The 16,439-nt window shown below is 71.8% G+C and carries 16 protein-coding genes and 1 tRNA gene; 3 read left to right on the plus strand and 14 right to left on the minus strand.

Translation table 11 applies throughout. The features are described 5' to 3' along the window. Nucleotides 1–40: 40 nt before the first annotated feature. The 7 genes from AC069X_RS24975 to AC069X_RS25005 form a co-directional block, all read right to left on the minus strand. Complete coding sequence (locus tag AC069X_RS24975) at nt 41–274, minus strand: hypothetical protein (RefSeq protein WP_008738908.1); 234 nt, start codon at nt 272–274, stop codon at nt 41–43. 146 nt (nt 275–420) lie between these two features. Next, nucleotides 421–493, minus strand: a tRNA-Ala gene (locus AC069X_RS24980). 147 nt (nt 494–640) lie between these two features. Beyond that, nucleotides 641–1,303 carry a histidine phosphatase family protein gene (locus AC069X_RS24985; protein ID WP_478731699.1) on the minus strand — a complete coding sequence of 221 codons (663 nt, stop codon included), beginning with the start codon at nt 1,301–1,303 and terminating at the stop codon, nt 641–643. Continuing rightward, nucleotides 1,300–1,746, minus strand: coding sequence for a ribosome silencing factor (rsfS, locus tag AC069X_RS24990; RefSeq protein ID WP_045950430.1), 447 nt, complete (start codon nt 1,744–1,746; stop codon nt 1,300–1,302). The genes AC069X_RS24985 and rsfS overlap by 4 nt, the downstream gene beginning before the upstream one ends. Before the next feature lie 141 nt (nt 1,747–1,887). Next, on the minus strand, nt 1,888–3,588 hold the full coding sequence (locus AC069X_RS24995; protein ID WP_478731583.1) for an LCP family protein: 1,701 nt from the start codon (nt 3,586–3,588) through the stop codon (nt 1,888–1,890). A gap of 24 nt (nt 3,589–3,612) precedes the next feature. Next, complete coding sequence (gene nadD / locus AC069X_RS25000; RefSeq protein ID WP_007264023.1) at nt 3,613–4,230, minus strand: nicotinate-nucleotide adenylyltransferase; 618 nt, start codon at nt 4,228–4,230, stop codon at nt 3,613–3,615. A gap of 65 nt (nt 4,231–4,295) precedes the next feature. Continuing rightward, nucleotides 4,296–4,463 carry a hypothetical protein gene (locus AC069X_RS25005; protein ID WP_037859301.1) on the minus strand — a complete coding sequence of 56 codons (168 nt, stop codon included), beginning with the start codon at nt 4,461–4,463 and terminating at the stop codon, nt 4,296–4,298. Between the two features lie 140 nt (nt 4,464–4,603). Between AC069X_RS25005 and AC069X_RS25010 the strand changes: the two genes are divergently transcribed. Next, nucleotides 4,604–5,704: a M48 family metallopeptidase gene (locus tag AC069X_RS25010; RefSeq protein ID WP_478731586.1), complete on the plus strand. Its 1,101-nt coding sequence runs from the start codon at nt 4,604–4,606 to the stop codon at nt 5,702–5,704. Here the strand turns inward: AC069X_RS25010 and AC069X_RS25015 are convergent. From AC069X_RS25015 to AC069X_RS25045, 7 genes are all read right to left on the minus strand, one after another. Next, on the minus strand, nt 5,688–6,872 hold the full coding sequence (locus AC069X_RS25015; protein WP_478731588.1) for an SCO2583 family membrane protein: 1,185 nt from the start codon (nt 6,870–6,872) through the stop codon (nt 5,688–5,690). The two genes, AC069X_RS25010 and AC069X_RS25015, sit on opposite strands and share 17 nt — an antisense overlap. 67 nt (nt 6,873–6,939) lie before the next feature. Further along, nucleotides 6,940–7,488, minus strand: a complete 549-nt coding sequence (locus tag AC069X_RS25020; RefSeq protein WP_478731589.1) for an SCO2584 family spore wall biosynthesis protein — start codon at nt 7,486–7,488, stop codon at nt 6,940–6,942. A 77-nt stretch (nt 7,489–7,565) separates the two neighbouring features. Then, on the minus strand, nt 7,566–8,849 hold the full coding sequence (locus AC069X_RS25025) for a glutamate-5-semialdehyde dehydrogenase (protein WP_478731591.1): 1,284 nt from the start codon (nt 8,847–8,849) through the stop codon (nt 7,566–7,568). Between the two features lie 227 nt (nt 8,850–9,076). Continuing rightward, entirely contained in the window at nt 9,077–9,472 is a 396-nt protein-coding gene (locus AC069X_RS25030) for a hypothetical protein (protein WP_478731701.1), read from the minus strand. An 82-nt stretch (nt 9,473–9,554) separates the two neighbouring features. Further along, complete coding sequence (gene proB, locus AC069X_RS25035) at nt 9,555–10,682, minus strand: glutamate 5-kinase (RefSeq protein WP_478731593.1); 1,128 nt, start codon at nt 10,680–10,682, stop codon at nt 9,555–9,557. A gap of 78 nt (nt 10,683–10,760) precedes the next feature. Then, complete coding sequence (locus AC069X_RS25040) at nt 10,761–11,210, minus strand: GtrA family protein (protein WP_478731595.1); 450 nt, start codon at nt 11,208–11,210, stop codon at nt 10,761–10,763. Beyond that, nucleotides 11,207–12,190 (minus strand): glycosyltransferase family 2 protein, encoded by a 984-nt coding sequence (locus AC069X_RS25045; protein ID WP_478731597.1) that lies wholly within the window; start codon nt 12,188–12,190, stop codon nt 11,207–11,209. Before AC069X_RS25045 ends, AC069X_RS25040 begins: the two co-directional genes overlap by 4 nt. Nucleotides 12,191–12,349: 159 nt before the next feature. Between AC069X_RS25045 and AC069X_RS25050 the strand changes: the two genes are divergently transcribed. After that, entirely contained in the window at nt 12,350–15,220 is a 2,871-nt protein-coding gene (locus AC069X_RS25050) for a bifunctional glycosyltransferase/CDP-glycerol:glycerophosphate glycerophosphotransferase (RefSeq protein WP_478731599.1), read from the plus strand. Further along, entirely contained in the window at nt 15,217–16,398 is a 1,182-nt protein-coding gene (locus tag AC069X_RS25055; protein WP_478731601.1) for a glycosyltransferase, read from the plus strand. The genes AC069X_RS25050 and AC069X_RS25055 overlap by 4 nt, the downstream gene beginning before the upstream one ends. The last annotated feature ends 41 nt before the right edge of the window (nt 16,399–16,439 follow it).

The following is a 16,439-nucleotide window of genomic DNA, read 5'->3' on the forward strand; positions in this document are numbered from 1 at the left end:
AGCCCGGGAACTGTCCGATTCAGGCGTTTTGACCCGGACCTCACGCCCGGGCGAACTGGTAGAACCGCTTCAGCGTGCAGTGTTCGTCGAGCAGCCGGCCGTAGATCGGCTCGCCCTCCAGCTCCCGGTACGTCTCGATCGGGTCGCCTTTTATGATCAGCGCCCGCGCGCATTCCTCGCACCAGTACTGGTAGTCGGGATTGACCGGGTCCATGTCCCGCACGATCGGCGTGCCGTTGTTGCACCAGTCGCACCGCCGCCGGTGTGCACCCATCCGTCAGCGACTCCCTCCCGCATCGGGCCGTCGTGTCCCCCTCCGGCCGTCCGATTCTGCCACGTCGGCAGCGGACGGGGCAGCAAGCGCACGAAGGGGAACAAACGCAAGGATCCCGCCCCCTGTTGGGGACGGGATCCTGATTGTGGAGCTAAGGAGAATTGAACTCCTGACCTCCTGCATGCCATGCAGGCGCTCTACCAACTGAGCTATAGCCCCGCTCTCCGCCGCGTTCCCCCCGTTTCCGGTGTTCTTCGCTGCGAACAAGAAGAACTCTAGCCTGTGACCAGCCGGAAAGTGAAATCCGGGTCCGAGGGCCCCCTCGGGGCGCCGCGGACGGGCCTGCGGAGGGCCCGGCGGAGGACCTCAGTCGTCGTCGCCGAGCACCGGCTCCGGCAGCGTGCCGGCGTTGTGCTCCAGCAGCCGCCAGCCGCGCGCGCCCTCGCCGAGGACGGACCAGCAGCAGTTGGAGAGCCCGCCCAGGCCCTCCCAGTGGGACGGCTCCAGGCCCAGCAGGCGGCCGATCGTCGTACGGATCGTGCCGCCGTGGCTGACGACGACGAGCGTGCCGTTCCCGGGCAGCCGGTCCGCGTGGTCCAGCACCACCGGAGCGGCGCGGTCGGCGACCTCGGTCTCCAGCTCGCCGCCACCGCGGCGGACGGGCTCGCCGCGCTTCCACGCCGCGTACTGCTCGCCGTACTTCGCGAGGATCTCCTCGTGGGTGAGCCCCTGCCACTCGCCGGCGTACGTCTCGCGCAGCGCCTCGTCGTGTGCCACGGTCAGGCCCGTGACGGCGGCCAGCTCGGCAGCCGTGTCGGCGGCCCGCCGCAGGTCCGAGGCGACGATGGCGTCGGGCCTCAGCGAGGCCAGCAGCCGGGCGGCGCGGCGCGCCTGCGCCACACCCGTCTCGGTCAGCTCGATGTCCGTGGAGCCCTGGAAGCGGCGCTCCAGGTTCCACGAGGTCTGGCCGTGCCGCCAGAGGACGATCTTCCTGCCGGGCTTGCCGGCGGACGTCGTGGTCGTGCTCAGAACAGATCACCGTCCAGTTCGTCGTCGCCCTGCGCCTCGCGCAGCTTGGCGTGCTCCTCGGCCTTGCCGATGGTGAGCTTGGCGTCCTCGGGGAGCTCGATCTCGGGGCAGTCCTTCCACAGGCGCTCCAGCGCGTAGAAGACGCGCTCCTCGCTGTGCTGGACGTGCACCACGATGTCGACGTAGTCGAGCAGGATCCAGCGGGCGTCGCGGTCGCCCTCGCGGCGCACCGGCTTGGCGCCGAGCTCCTTCAGGAGGCGCTCCTCGATCTCGTCGACGATCGACTTGACCTGGCGGTCGTTGGGCGCCGAGGCGAGCAGGAAGGCATCGGTGATCGACAGCACGTCGCTGACGTCGTACGCGATGATGTCGTGCGCGAGCCGGTCGGCCGCCGCCTGGGCGGCGGTGGTGATGAGCTCGATGGAGCGGTCCGTGGCGGTCACTGGCCATGCTTTCGGGTTGGCGGACAGATGCCTACAAGGGTCTCACGTACCGCCGACGCCGCCCGCGCGGAACGTCCGGCGCGGGCGAAGGCCCAGGTCGGGGGCCGGCCGGGCGGGCGCTGCCCGGCCCGGCCCGCCGCGTCAGGACGCCTCGTAGTCCCTGCCCAGGGTCACCACGACGTCCGCGTTCACCGCCGTCTCGGCCTTCTTCACGGCCGTCTCCGGCAGCCCCAGCGTCTTGGCCACGTCGACCGCCCGGTCCCGCTGCGCGTCGTCCTGGTACGTGATCCGCGTGGTGGCAGCCGTCCGGTCGGCCTTGCCGCCGTCCACGAAGCCGTAGCCGCCGTTGATCAGCGCCGCCTTCGCCGCGACCTGCGCCTTCTCGTCCCCGGTGGCGTCCTTGAGGCCGACGCGGGGGGCGGCGCCCGGCTGGGCCGCGGTGAAGGAGCCGCCGAGGATCTCCTTGACCACCGTACGGCCGGCCTCGTCGGTCAGGCCGCCGTCCGGCTTCACCGTGAGGACCTCGGTGCGGTACGCGGCGACCTTCGCGTGCTCGCCGATCCGCGCCAGCAGCCCGCCGAGGTTCTGCGCGTCGAGCCCCGGGTCGAGGATCTGGCCCATGCTCTCGACGGTGGTGGCGGCCGCCTTCGGGTCGCCGGGGATCTTGCGGAGGACGGCGTGGAGCACCCTGCCGGTGCGCTCCAGCTGCCTGGCCTCGGGCTCGCCCTGGCCCCGGTGGGTGGCGTAGGCGACGGCCATCGCCCCGGTCAGGCTCTGCCGGCCGCCCTGGGCCACGGCCGGGGTCTTGGCCTGCTCGTCGGCCGGGACCGCCGCGTCGGTGTCGACCTCGATGCCCCCGACGAGCTCGACGAGCCGTTCCAGGAAGGGGGTGTCCAGGCGCCAGGTGCCGCCGATACGGGTGCCGAGCACGGTGTCGAGGGACTCGCGGGTGCCGAGCCCGCCCTCCTCCACCGCCTTGCCGAGGGACGTCGCGGTGCCGTCCTGCTTGGGGACGCCCAGGGTGTTGGGGATCAGGACGGTGGCGCCCTGCCCGGTGGTGACGTTGTCCACGAGGAGGGCGGTCGAGCTGCCGCCCCGCTTCGTGTTGTGCAGGTGGACGACGATGATGTCGCGCTGCTGGGCGCCTGCGGCGGCCGCGGCGCCCTTCTTCTGTCCGGGGCCGTCGAGGAAGGGCAGGCCGCCCGCGTACCAGAGGCAGCCGAGGCCGCCGGCGGCGGCGAGGGCGAGGACGACGGCCAGGGCGACGACCCTGTTGCGGCCGCGGCGCCGGGCCTCCTCGCGGCGCTCGGTCCGGCTCTCGGTGAAGGCGAGCCAGTCGATGACGTCCTCGGAGTCCTCGTCGGGCTGGTCGATGAAGGCGAACTGCTCCGTGCGGTAGTCGCGGCCCCGGTCGCCGTCCGGCCCGGCGGCGGTCCCGGCGGCGGTCTCGGCGGGGGCCGCCCGGCGCGGCTCGGGAACCGGCGCCTGCGCCGGCGGCCGGGCCTGGACCGGGGGGTGCTGGGGGGTGTTCTGCTGCGGGATCCACTGCTGGGGCTGCTGGGGCTGCTGCGACTGGTCCTGCCGGACGTCGTACCCGTGGGCGGCGGCCTGCGGGTACCCCTGCTGGTACGGGTCGTGGCCCTGGGGCTCCTGGTACGGCTGCTCGTACTGCGGGTACTGCGGGTACTGCTGGTGCAGCGGGTACTGCTGCCCGTACGGGGGCGGGGCGGGCTGCACGGGCTGCGCGGTCACCTGGCCGTACACGGGTCTGCCGGACGCGTCGTATCCGATGAGCTGCTGCTGGGCGGCGTACGGGTCGTACGGATCCTGTGGTTCGTTCACCGCGGGGCCCCTCTCTCCGGAAGCTCAGGCTCCCCGGTACAGCTCGCGCTTGTCGATGTAGCGCACCACACCGTCCGGAACCAGATACCAGACCGGATCTCCCTGGGCGACCCGTGTGCGGCAGTCCGTGGAGGAGATGGCGAGCGCGGGCACCTCGACCAGCGAGACACCGCCCTCGGGCAGTCCGTCGTCCGTGAGGACGTGGCCGGGCCGGGTCACTCCGATGAAGTGGGCGAGGGAGAACAGCTCGTCCGCGTTGCGCCAGGTCAGGATCTGGGCGAGGGCATCGGCACCGGTGATGAAGAACAGGTCGGCGTCGGCGTTGAGCGCGCTCAGGTCCCGCAGGGTGTCGATGGTGTACGTCGGCCCGCCGCGGTCGATGTCGATGCGGCTGACGGAGAACTGCGGGTTGGAGGCCGTCGCGATGACCGTCATGAGGTAGCGGTCCTCGGCGGGGGACACGGCCCGCTGCGACTTCTGCCACGGTTCGCCCGTGGGTACGAAGACCACCTCGTCGAGGTGGAAAAGGGCGGCTACCTCACTGGCGGCCACCAGGTGTCCGTGGTGGATCGGGTCGAACGTCCCGCCCATCACTCCGAGCCGGCGCTTGACCGGGCCCGTAGGCATTTCCTGCTCTCCCATGAGCGCAGAGCCTACTGGCCCGGTGGCGCGTGCGCGGCGGCCCGGTACGGACGGGACTGTGCGGCCTAGCGGTCGCGGTTCAGGCGCGTGGTGACCCAGAGCATCAGCATCAGGATCACGAAGGCGGCACCGCCGGTCAGGTACGGGTTCAGGCTGTCGTGGTTGCCGCCGTGCTGCTCGGCCCCCTCCGAGGCGAGGACGACCAGGTTGTGGGCGGTGGAGGCGAGGCTCATCAGGCAGGTACCTATCGAGTCGGGGAGCGAGCGGAGACTTCCCTCACATCGTATGCGGGGGCCCGGGGCACGCTCACGCCGACTCAGGCGTTGGAGAGTATGGACACACGTCACCACAGCCGATCCAGGGGGAGGACGCCATGACGGACACCGCAGCCGAGACGTCACCGGCACGCAATCGCAAGAGGTTCCCGGGGATTTCCTCGCGGGCCTACGAACACCCGGCGGACCGCTCGGCGCTGGTCGCGCTGCGCAAACTCGCCGGTTTCGACACGGTGTTCAAGGCCCTCAGCGGCCTGCTTCCGGAGCGCAGCCTGCGGCTGCTGTTCCTGTCGGACTCGGTGCGGGTGGGCGAGGCCCAGTTCCCGCACCTGCACGAGATGCTGCGCGACGCCTGCTACATCCTGGACCTGGAGAAGGTCCCCCAGATGTACGTGCAGCAGGACCCGAAGCCCAACGCGATGTGCATCGGGCTGGACGAGCCGATCATCGTCGTGACGACGGCGCTGGTGGAGCTCCTCGACGAGGAGGAGATGCGGGCGGTGGTGGGCCACGAGGTGGGCCACGCGCTGTCCGGGCACTCCGTGTACCGCACGGTGCTGCTGTTCCTGACGAACCTGGCGCTGAAGGTCGCGTGGATACCGCTCGGCAATGTGGCGATCACGGCGATCGTCACCGCGCTGCGCGAGTGGTTCCGCAAGTCCGAGCTGTCGGCGGACCGGGCCGGTCTGCTGGTGGGGCAGGACGTGAACGCCTCGATGCGGGGCCTGATGAAGATCGCGGGCGGCAACCACCTCCACGAGATGAACGTGGACGCCTTCCTCGCCCAGGCCGAGGAGTACGAGGAGAGCGGCGACCTGCGCGACTCCGTCCTGAAGATCCTGAACATGCTGCCGCGGACCCACCCCTTCACGACGGTGCGGGCCGCCGAGCTGAAGAAGTGGTCCCAGAGCCGCGAGTACCAGCGGATCATGGACGGCCACTACCCGCGGCGGGAGGAGGACAAGGACACCTCGGTGACCGATTCCTTCCGCCAGTCCGCCTCGCACTACGCGGAGTCGGTGCGCACCAGCAAGGACCCGCTGATGAAGCTGGTCGGCGACATCGCGGGCGGCGCGGGCGACCTCGGCGGCAAGCTGCGCGACAAGTTCACCGGAACGGGCGGCGCCGCCCGCGGCTCCGGCGCCCCCAAGGACTCCACCGGTCCCACGGGCCCGGCCGGCTCTACGGAGCGGGACTGACGGAGGCCGGAGGTTCCGGCGGCTCCGAGCCGGCCGGCGGGCTGCTCGCCGCCGCGCCCGGGGCCAGTACGCCGCACAGCCCGGCGGTGCGCCTGGGCTGGCCGCTGGCGTACGGGTCGCTGGCGGGCGGGCCCACGGTGGTGGGCCCGGCTCCGGCCGTGAGCGGGCGGAAGCCCTCGGCGGGCTCGGTGGCGCAGTCCTGCGGCCCGGCCATCACGTAGGCCGAGGACACCTCGGCCCGGCGGGCCGTGAGGTCCTCCCGGTCGAAGCGCAGACGCAGCTCGCGGCGGACGGTGAAGAGCGAGGCCCCGTCGGGTGCGGCGGACGGACCGGCCGACGGCCGTACGGCGTACACGAAAGTGTGGTCGGTGCTGACCTCCAGCACCTCCGGGTTCAGCTCCTGGAAGGCCAGGGTCCCGCTGACCCGGACCCGGGAGTCGGCCATGACGGCGGTGCCCGGGTCGAAGCGGACCAGCCAGCCTGTGGCGGCGTGCCTGCCGTCGCCGGAGGGCGTGGCCATGCTCTCGTCGAACTGGGCGAGCTGCCCGGGGTCCAGGAGCACCCGCACGGGCCGGGAGGCGGCGCCGGAGAGCACGTCCGGGTCGAGCGAGGACTGCACCAGGTAGTCCTTGGCGATGGACAGGGCCGCGACGACCTGCCCCTCGGTGAAGTGGTGGGTGCGGCGCACGGCCGGGAGGGTGATCCCGGCCGCCCCGATCCGGTACTCGGCCGCCGGGCTGCTCGCGTAGAGGTCGGCCGGCCGGCCGCCCGGCACCGGGGTGGCCGGGGCCAGGGGCACGACGGTGCTGCTCAGCGGCTCGGCGTTGCCTCCGGCCGGGGGCATGTACGGGTTGCGCATGCCCATGTACACGGCGATCGCGAAGGCCGTGGCGACGAGCAGCACGAGCAGCATGCCTTGGCGGGCGCCGCGGCCGGGGGTGCCGGTGCGGGGGCCGGAGCCGCCGCCGGCGCCGGACCAGATGGACCGGCTGCGGACGGCCCGGGCGTGCTCGCCCATGCGTTCCTGGGCGGAGAACTCCTGGAGCCGGGCGGCGCGGACGAAGTCCTCGTCGAACACCACGGAGCGGTACTCGTCCGGGCGCGGTTCGTCGTCACCCCCGCCGATGCCTTCGGGGGTGCCGTTGGGCGGATCTCCTGGTACGGCCATCGCTTCTCCCGCTGTCCCCGCTTCAGAGAAGCCCCCGGCTCCGGAGCGAACGAGTGGGGTCGTACCTTCAGGGTTGGCGGCCGACGGGGTGCGTAAACGCGCCGACGCCGGTGACTTCCCTGAGCGGAGTACTGGCCGGGGCGGGTGCGGGGTCCTGGTCGCCGGAGGCGCTGCGGTAGACGGCGCTGAAGGCCAGCGCGACCATGCCGAGCCCCATCACGACGGCGAGCACCCAGGCGACGGGACGCAGCCAGGGCGCGCGGCCGCGGTAGGGGCGCATGGCTCCGCCGTACGCGCCGTACGGGCCTTCGGCGTAGCCGTGGCCGTACTGGCCGGGCTCCCATCCGGGGTCGTCGACGCCGTAGCCGTCGGGGTAGCCGTAGTCGTCGTCGGACGCCCAGCCGCCGGCGACGCGGGCGGCTTCGGCCTCGGCGCGCGCCCGGTCGGCGGCGCGCTGGCGCTCGGCCGCGCTCGGTTCATGGATCTCGGCGTTCCGGACGAAGGCCTCGTCGAACACCACGGAGGCGAAGTCGTGATCCGCGCCTCCGCGGTCGTTTCCATGGTCTTCGGGGGTCCCGTCGTCCGGGAACGGCTTGCCCCCCACGTCGTCCGGCACGGGACCAGCCTAGACCTGGGGGGCCGCTTTGGGCAGGGTGTAAGCCCGATTCCGGCCACACCGTGTCCCCGCGCCGGTTACCGGACGTGACCGTCGCCGGTGACGATGTACTTGGTGGAGGTCAGCTCGGGAAGGCCCATCGGGCCCCGGGCGTGCAGCTTCTGGGTGGAGATCCCGATCTCGGCGCCGAAGCCGAACTGGCCACCGTCCGTGAACCGGGTGGAGGCGTTCACGGCGACCGTGGTCGAGTCGACCAGCTGGGTGAAGCGGCGGGCGGCGGCCTGCGAGGTGGTGACGATCGCCTCGGTGTGGCCGGAGGTCCAGCGGCGGATGTGTGCGACGGCGTCGTCGAGGGAGTCCACGACGCCGGCGGCGATGTCGTACGACAGGTACTCGGCGGCCCAGTCCTCGTCGGTGGCGGGCAGGGCGGTGACCTTGCCCCCTTCGGCCGCGGCCAGCACCCGCTCGTCGCCGTGGACGGTCACGCCGGCCTCGGCGAGCGCGTCGAGGGCGCGCGGCAGGAAGGCGTCGGCGATGTCGCGGTGCACGAGGAGGGTCTCGGCGGCGTTGCAGACGGAGGGCCGCTGGGCCTTGGAGTTGACGAGGATGTCCACGGCCATGTCGAGGTCGGCCTGGGCGTCGACGTAGACGTGGCAGTTGCCGGTACCGGTCTCGATGACCGGGACGATGGACTCCTCGACGACGGTCTTGATGAGGGAGGCACCGCCGCGCGGGATGAGCACGTCGACGAGGCCGCGGGCGCGCATCAGCTCGCGGACGGAGTCGCGGGACTCGCCGGGGACGAGCTGGATCGCGTCGGCGGGCAGCCCGGCGGCCTCGACGGCGTCGCGCAGGATGGCGACGAGGGCGGTGTTGGAGGCGTAGGCGGAGGAGCTGCCGCGGAGCAGGACGGCGTTGCCGGACTTCAGGCAGAGCGCGGCGGCGTCGACGGTGACGTTGGGGCGGGCCTCGTAGATGATGCCGACGACCCCGAGGGGGACGCGGATCTGGCGGAGGTCGATGCCGTTGGGGAGGGTGGAGCCGCGGACGACCTCGCCGACGGGGTCGGGGAGCGCCGCCACGTCGCGCACGTCGGAGGCGATGGCGGCGACCCGCTCGGGGGTGAGGGTGAGGCGGTCGATGACGGTCTCGCTGGTGCCGGCGGCGCGGGCCTTGTCGATGTCCTTGGCGTTGGCCTCGACGATCTCGGCCGTACGGGCCTCCAGCGCGTCCGCGATGGCCAGCAGGGCCGCGTCCTTGGCGGACCGCGGGAGTGGGGCGATGGTGGCGGCGGCGGTGCGGGCCGCCTGCGCGGTGGCGGTGACGGGGGAGGTCGCGGTGGCGTCGTCGAGCGAGGTCATGCCGCCCAGGGTAATCCCCGGCGTCGTGGGCCCCGCCAGGGTTTCCATCCCCCGAGACGGCTCCTCTTGACGCGCCGCCCGCACCGCCCGGCCCTGACGGGCCCCCGGGCTCCGCGCCGCCGCGCCGGACTGCGTCCGTCGGCCCGCGGGGCGGGGCCGGTGGCGGTCGCCGCGGGCCCGGAGCCCGCGAAGCGCCCCGGCGCTGAGCGGTCGGCGCGAGGACCGCGTCAGTAAGGGTGCACGCCCACCGGGTGGGCCGGGGGTGGGCCGTAGCCTTCCGCGACGCGCTGGTGGTACGTCGGCCGGTCGATGACCTCCAGCCCGACGATCTCCCACGGCGGCAGCTGCGCCGACGAGCGGTGTTCGCCCCAGAGCCGCAGGGCGACGGCCGCCGCGTCGTGGAGGTCGCGGGCCTCCTCCCAGTACCGGATCTCCGCGTGGTCGTCGGCGTACCGGCTGGTCAGCAGGAAGGGGTGGTCGTGTGCGAGCTGCTCCAGCCCGCGCCGCACCTCGGACAGCGGCGCCGGCTTGCCGGAGACGCTCAGGGTGACGTGCCACAGCCGGGAGACCTCGGCCTGCCCGTCCCCTCCGCCGTTGACGCTGGTCAGCGCTCCTCTCACCAGCCCGCCTCCTGTCTGCGCTACGCGTGTCCGCCCCACACAGTTGACCAGTCCCCGGCCCGCCGCGCGGCGGTTTTGCAGAACCTCAGCCCTGGAGCAGCACCAGATCGTCGCGGTGGACGACCTCCCGCTCGTACGCGGGTCCGAGCTCCCGCGCAAGCTCGCGGGTGGAGCGGCCGAGGAGCTGCGGGAGTTCCTTCGCGTCGAAGTTGACCAGGCCCCGGGCCACGGCCCGGCCGTCGGCGGCGCGCAGCTCGACGGGGTCGCCGGCGCTGAAGTCGCCTTCGACGGCGGCGATGCCGGCGGGCAGGAGCGAGCTGCCGCGCTCGGTGACGGCCCGTACGGCGCCGTCGTCCAGGACGAGGTGTCCCTGCGGGGTCGACGCGTGCTGGAGCCAGAGCAGCCGGTCGGCGGAGCGGCGGCCGGTGGCGTGGAAGTGCGTGCCGGTCTCGCGGCCGGCGAGTGCGTCGGCGGCGTGGCTGGCGGAGGTGAGGACGACGGGGATCCCGGCGGCGGCGGCGATGCGGGCGGCTTCGACCTTGGTGACCATGCCGCCGGTGCCGACGCCGGCCTTGCCGGCGCTGCCGATGGAGACGTGGGCGATGTCCTCGGGGCCGCGCACCTCGTCGATGCGGGTGGTGCCGGGCAGGGAGGGGTCTCCGTCGTAGAGCCCGTCGACGTCGGAGAGGAGGACGAGGAGGTCGGCGCGGACCAGGTGGGCCACGAGGGCGGCCAGCCGGTCGTTGTCTCCGAAGCGGATCTCGTCGGTGGCGACGGTGTCGTTCTCGTTGACGACGGGGAGGGCGCCCATGGCCAGGAGCTGGTCGAGGGTGCGGTAGGCGTTGCGGTAGTGGGCGCGCCGGCTGGTGTCGTCGGTGGTCAGCAGGACCTGGCCGACGCGGACTCCGTAGCGGGCGAAGGAGGCGGTGTACCGGGCGACGAGGAGGCCCTGGCCGACGCTGGCGGCGGCCTGCTGCCGGGCGAGGTCCTTGGGGCGGCGGGCCAGGCCGAGCGGGGAGAGGCCGGCGGCGATGGCTCCGGAGGAGACGAGCACGATCTCCTTCTCGCCGCCGCTGCGGGCCTTGGCGAGTACGTCGACGAGTGCGTCCACCCGGTCGGCGTCGAGCCCGCCTGCGGCGGTGGTCAGGGAGGAGGAGCCGACCTTGACCACGATCCTGCGGGCGTCCACGACACCTTGCCTAGCCGTTGACACGTCTTTCCCCTCACCGCAGAGACCTTCTGACCGACTGGCCCAATCTACGGGGTGGGGCGGCGGGGCCGCCCGCCGGTTTCAGACCGTGGACGAGGAACGCTCCGCCGCGGGCTCCGGCCCGGGGCCGGGGGCGGCGGCGCCGGTGCCCGGGATGAGGATCTTGCGGGAGAGCAGGAAGGTGAACGGGATGGCGACGACGGCGGCGACCAGGGGGGCGATCCGGGTGTCCATCCTGGCCCAGCTGACCAGGGCGTAGAGGCCGGCGGACTGGATCACGTAGTTCGTGATGTTCGTCAGCGGGAAGAGGAGGAACTTCTTCCAGGTGGGCCGGGTGCGGTAGGTGAAGTAGGTGTTCATGAAGAACGACCCGACCATCGACAGCACGAAGGCCAGCGTGTAGGCGGCGAAGTAGGGCATCCACGGGTGCAGCAGCAGGTAGATGCCGAAGAAGGTGCCGGTGTTGACCCCGCCCACCAGGGCGAAGCGGAAGATCTGGCCGAGCTGGTCCCGTCGGCTGCGGTCGCTCATCGGCGGCTGCGCTCCGCGATCACGGCTTCGGAGATCCCGGGCATCCGTTCGGCGTCGGCGCCGTGGGCTTCCTTGACGAGGAAGTGCGGGCGGCGCTTGGTCTCGTAGTAGATGCGGCCGATGTACTCGCCGATCAGGCCCAGCATGATCATCTGCATGCCGCCGATGCCGGCGATCATCGCGATGATCGTGACGTAACCGGGCGAGTCGATGCCGTTGGTGATCGCCATGACGGTGATCCACAGCGCGTACAGGCCGGTCAGCGCGACCAGCGACACCCCGAGCCAGATGCCGAGGCGCAGCGGCTTGTTGTTGAACGAGATCAGCCCGTCCATGCCGTAATTCAGCAGGGAGCCGAACTTCCACTTGGTCTCGCCCGCCTCGCGCTGGGCGTTCTGGTAGTCGAAGTGGACGGTGTCGAAGCCGATCCAGGAGAAGAGGCCCTTGGAGAAGCGGTTGTACTCGGGGAGCGCGAGCAGCGCGTCGACGGCCGGGCGGGAGAGCATGCGGAAGTCCCCGACCCCGTCGGTGAGCTCCACGTCGACCCAGCGGTTGACCCCGCGGTAGTAGAGGCGGCTGAGGGCGGAGCGGACCTTCTTGTCGCCCTCGCGGGTGCGCCGGGCGATGATCTGGTCGTGGCCCTGCCGGTAGTGCTCCAGCATGGTGGCGATCAGCTCGGGCGGGTGCTGGAGGTCCGCGTCCATGATCACCACGGCGTCGCCGGTGGCCTCGCGGAGCCCGGCGAGCATGCCGGCCTCCTTGCCGAAGTTCCGGCTGAAGGACACGTAGCGGGTCCGCTCCCCGTGCTCGGCGGCGATCTTGCGGAGCTTGCCGAGGGTCCCGTCGCGGCTGCCGTCGTCGACGTAGCAGACCTCGTACTCGACGGGCAGGGCGTCCAGCACCTTGCGGATCTCGGCGTCGAACCGGTCGATGACGGCTTCTTCGTTGTAACAGGGGACAACTACCGACAGCTTGGTCATGAGCACTTCCTGCTGGCGTCCTAACGGGTGATTGTCGGCGACCGGACCCGCCACTCACCTCTTCCTTAGAAGTATGCACGCCGGTGGTCGGCCTGCCCGAGTCGCGTGCGGCACACGGTAGCTTTGACTGAATAAGCGGAATGGAACGAAGGGATCGAGGTGCACGTGCCTGACGTCTCCGTGGTCGTCATCGTCTACAACGACGCAGAGCGTCTGCAGGCGGCCGTCCAGTCGGTTTTGGACCAGACCCTGCGCGGGGTCGAAGTCGTGATCGTGGACGATTGCAGCAAGGACCGTTCCTACGCGGTCGCCCGCGAGCTGGAAGCGGCGAACCCGGGACGGGTGCGCGCCTTCCAGCTGCCCGAGAACAGCGGCGGCTGCGGAGCCCCGCGCAACCACGGCATCAAGCAGGCCACCGGCACCTACGTCATGTTCCTGGACAGCGACGACGTCCTGGAGCGCAACGCCTGCCGCAACATGCTCGCGGCCGCCGAGAGCACCGGATCCGACCTGGTCTCGGGCATGTGCGTACGCGTCCACCTCGACAACCGGTGGGGCAAGACCACCGAGTGGTACCCGTGGATCTACTCCCGGACCCGCACCCTGGAGTCGATCACCGAGTACCCGGACCTGCTGGTCTACGACACCCTCTCCACGAACAAGTGCTACCGGCGCGCGTTCCTGCTGGAACAGGGCCTGGAGTTCCCGGTCGGCATCCACTACGAGGACCTGCTGTTCTCGGCACAGGCCTACGTCGCCGCCCGCCGGATCACCCTGATCCCGAACCACGTCTACTTCTGGAACGTGGTCGAGAAGGCCGCCGCCAAGTCGATCAGCAACCGGCGCCACGAGATCGCGAACTTCGTCCACCGGATGGAGATCCACCGCCGCGTCGACGAGCTGCTCGCCGCCAAGGGCCACACCGCGATCAAGACCGCCAAGGACGCCAAGTTCCTCAAGCACGACCTGGTGCTCCACCTGCGCGACCTGCCGCTCCTCGGCGACGCCTACCGCCAGGAGTTCGCCCGGCTCGCCAACGGCTACCTGGCCGGCATCGACCCGGCCGCGTACGAGAACGTCACCCACCTCCAGGCCATCTGCGCCTACCTGCTCGGCAAGGAGGACTGGAAGAACCTCCTGGCCGCCGCCGACGCGATGACCAACAAGGGCCGGCTGTCCTCCCCGCTCGCCGAGCGCGACGGACGCGTCTACTGGTGCGCCGAACACCTCGACGACGCCGAGGGCCGCCGGATACTGGACGTCACCGACCAGGGCTTCCACACCACGCCGCTGCCCTCCCTGGTCCTCGGAAACCGCCTCGACTCGTACGAGGACGACGGGCGCGGCACCGTCACCCTGTCCGGCTCCGTCGTGAACCCCCTGGGCCGCATCCCGGAGGACGCCGAGCTCAAGGCCTCCCTGGAGCTCCGGGCCCGCCGGCAGATCGGCGTGCGCTCCTTCAGCTTCCCGGTGGCAACCGTGCGCCACGCCGGTAGCACGATCGAGTGGACCGCCACCGCCGACATCGGCAGCACCGTCCGCCCCCTCGGCATCATCGACGCCGTCTGGGACGTACGCCTCAAGCTCACGGCCGGCGGCGACCGCCTCACCACCCGGGTCTCGGTCGGCGGCGTCGACCTGGAGTCCGCGGCCCGCCTGCGGGTCCGCCCGCGCCTGACCCGGCTGGTCTCCGACCGCTTCGAGCCCGAGGTGACCAAGAAGGGCAACCTCTCCTACGTCCTGACCGCCGAGGGCCCCGCCGCCGTGCGCACGCAGACGCTGCTCGGCAGCGCGATGCACGGCAAGACCGCGGGCGTCGTCAAGCGCAGCCTGCGCCGGGCCCTGAAGGCGCGCCGCAGCATCGGCTCGGGCGAGCAGAAGGTGAAGGTCTACCACGAGGTCTTCTCGAAGCTGCCGGTCAGGAAGGGCACGGTCGTCTTCGAGAGCCACATGGGCAAGCAGTACAGCGACAGCCCCAAGGCGATCTACGAGGAGCTCGTCCGCCAGGGCGCGCCCTTCGAGGCGATCTGGTCCTACGCGGGCGCCAAGCCCACCGGCTTCCCCGAGGGGGCCACCCTGGTCAAGCGGTGGAGCTGGCAGTACCTGCGGGCGCTCGCCCAGGCCGAGTACTGGGTCGACAACCAGGGCTTCCCGCTCGCGCTGGCCAAGCGCCCCGGGACCACGTACATCCAGACCTGGCACGGCTCCGCGCTCAAGCGGATGGGCTTCCACGAACCCCGCACCAAGGCGCAGGGCAAGCCCGCACAGGACCGCTTCCAGAAGGCCGTCGACCGCTTCGACCACTTCCTGATCCGCTCCGAGCACGACGTACGGACCCTCGCCAAGGGCTTCCGCCTCCGTGACGAGGTGCTGCTGCGCACCGGCTACCCGCGCAACGACGCCCTCGTCGAGGCGCACCGCGCCGAAGCGGACAGCGGGGAGCGGGTCCGCGGTCCGCTCGCCGCCGAACTGGGCATCGACCCGGACAAGCGGGTGCTGCTGTACGCGCCGACCTTCCGGGCGAGCGCGGACGGCACGGTGGAGGGCTTCGAGTTCCCCTTCGACGTCGAGGAGTTCGCGGACCGGCTCGGCGACCGTTTCACGCTGCTGGTGCGCACCCACTACCTCAACAGCGTCTCGCTGCCCCCGTCGGTGGCGGGCCGGGTGGTCGACGTGTCCCGGCACCACGACATCACCCCGCTGCTGGCGCTCGCCGACGGGCTGATCACCGACTACTCCTCCGTGATGTTCGACTACGCGGTCCTGGACCGGCCGATGCTGTTCTTCGCCTACGACTACGAGAAGTACTCCACCGACATCCGGGGCACCTACTTCGACCTGAAGGAGAAGGCGCCCGGCCCGGTGGTGGCCACGGCCGACGAGCTGATGCAGGCCGTCTCCGCCTTCGACGAGGCCGACGCCAAGTACGCCGAGGCCCGCCAGCGGTTCCTCGCCGAGTTCGGCGAGTACGACCGCGGGGACGCGGCCCGCCAGATCGTCGAGAAGTTCTTCACCAGGAGCGGCAAGTGAGCCAGCAGCCCCACGAGCCCGCGGTGCCGGGCGGCCGCGACGTCTTCCTCGTCTCCAACAGCGTGGACGAGCTCGGCGGCGTGACCACTTGGTCGCACCAGATGGCCCGGCTCTTCACCGACCGGGGCCACCGGGTGCACGTCGTGGGCATCGCGCCCGTCGCCGAGGAGATCCGCCAGCGGCTCCCGGACGACCTCCCGTACGAGATGACCACCCTGTACGCGACCCACCCGCCGAAGGCACGCCGGCTGCGCGGCATCAAGGGCCGCCTCAACGCCCCCGAGCGGCGCCGCCAGGCCGCCCGCCGGGCGGGGATGCGGGCCAAGGCGGAGACGCTGAGCGGCCTATTCCGCGCGGCGCGGCCCGGCTCCGTCGTGATCGTCACCCAGGTGTGGGCGATGGAGTGGGTGGCCCTCGCGGACACCAAGGGGCTGTCGGTCATCGGGATGAGCCACGAGTCCTTCGAGGCCAGCCACAAGTCCACCCGGGGCGAGCGGGTCCGACGCTTCTACCCCGAGGTCGACCGGATGCTGGTCCTCACCCCCGAGGACGCGGACCTGTGGATCCGGGCCGGCATGGAGAACGTCGCCAGCATGCCGAACCCGCTGCCGTTCATGCCGGACTCCCCCGCCCCGCGCACCGCGAAGGTCGTGGCGAGCGTCGGCCGCCTCGCCTTCGAGAAGGGCGTCGACCTGCTTCTCGACGCCTGGGCGGACGCGGCCCCCCGCCACCCGGACTGGACCCTGCGCATCTACGGCGCGGGCTCCGAGGAGGCGACGCTGCGGGCGCACTGCACCTCGCTCGGCCTCGACGACTCCGTGGAGTGGATGGGCAGCACCGCCGACGTCCTGGGCGCGCTGCGCGAGGCGTCCGTCTTCGCGCAGGCCTCCCGCGCCGAGGGGTTCCCGATCACCCTGCTGGAGGCGATGGCGGCGGGCCTGCCCGTGGCCGCCTTCGACTGCGCGCCGGGCGTGCGCGAGATCGTCCGGCACGGCGAGGACGGGCTGCTCGCCCGCCTGGGCAACACGATGGAGCTGGCCGGACACCTGGACACCCTGATGTCGGACCGCGAGACGCGCGAGGCGCTCGGCGACGAGGCCTTCCGCCGGGTACGGCGCTACTCCAGCGCGGAGATCACCGACCGGTGGGAGGCGCTGTTCGCCTTCCTGGAGCGCTGAGCCCCTCCCTCACACGAAAGCCGCCCGCCCCGGAACAGGTC

This window comes from Streptomyces sp. NPDC043896, assembly GCF_056435605.1.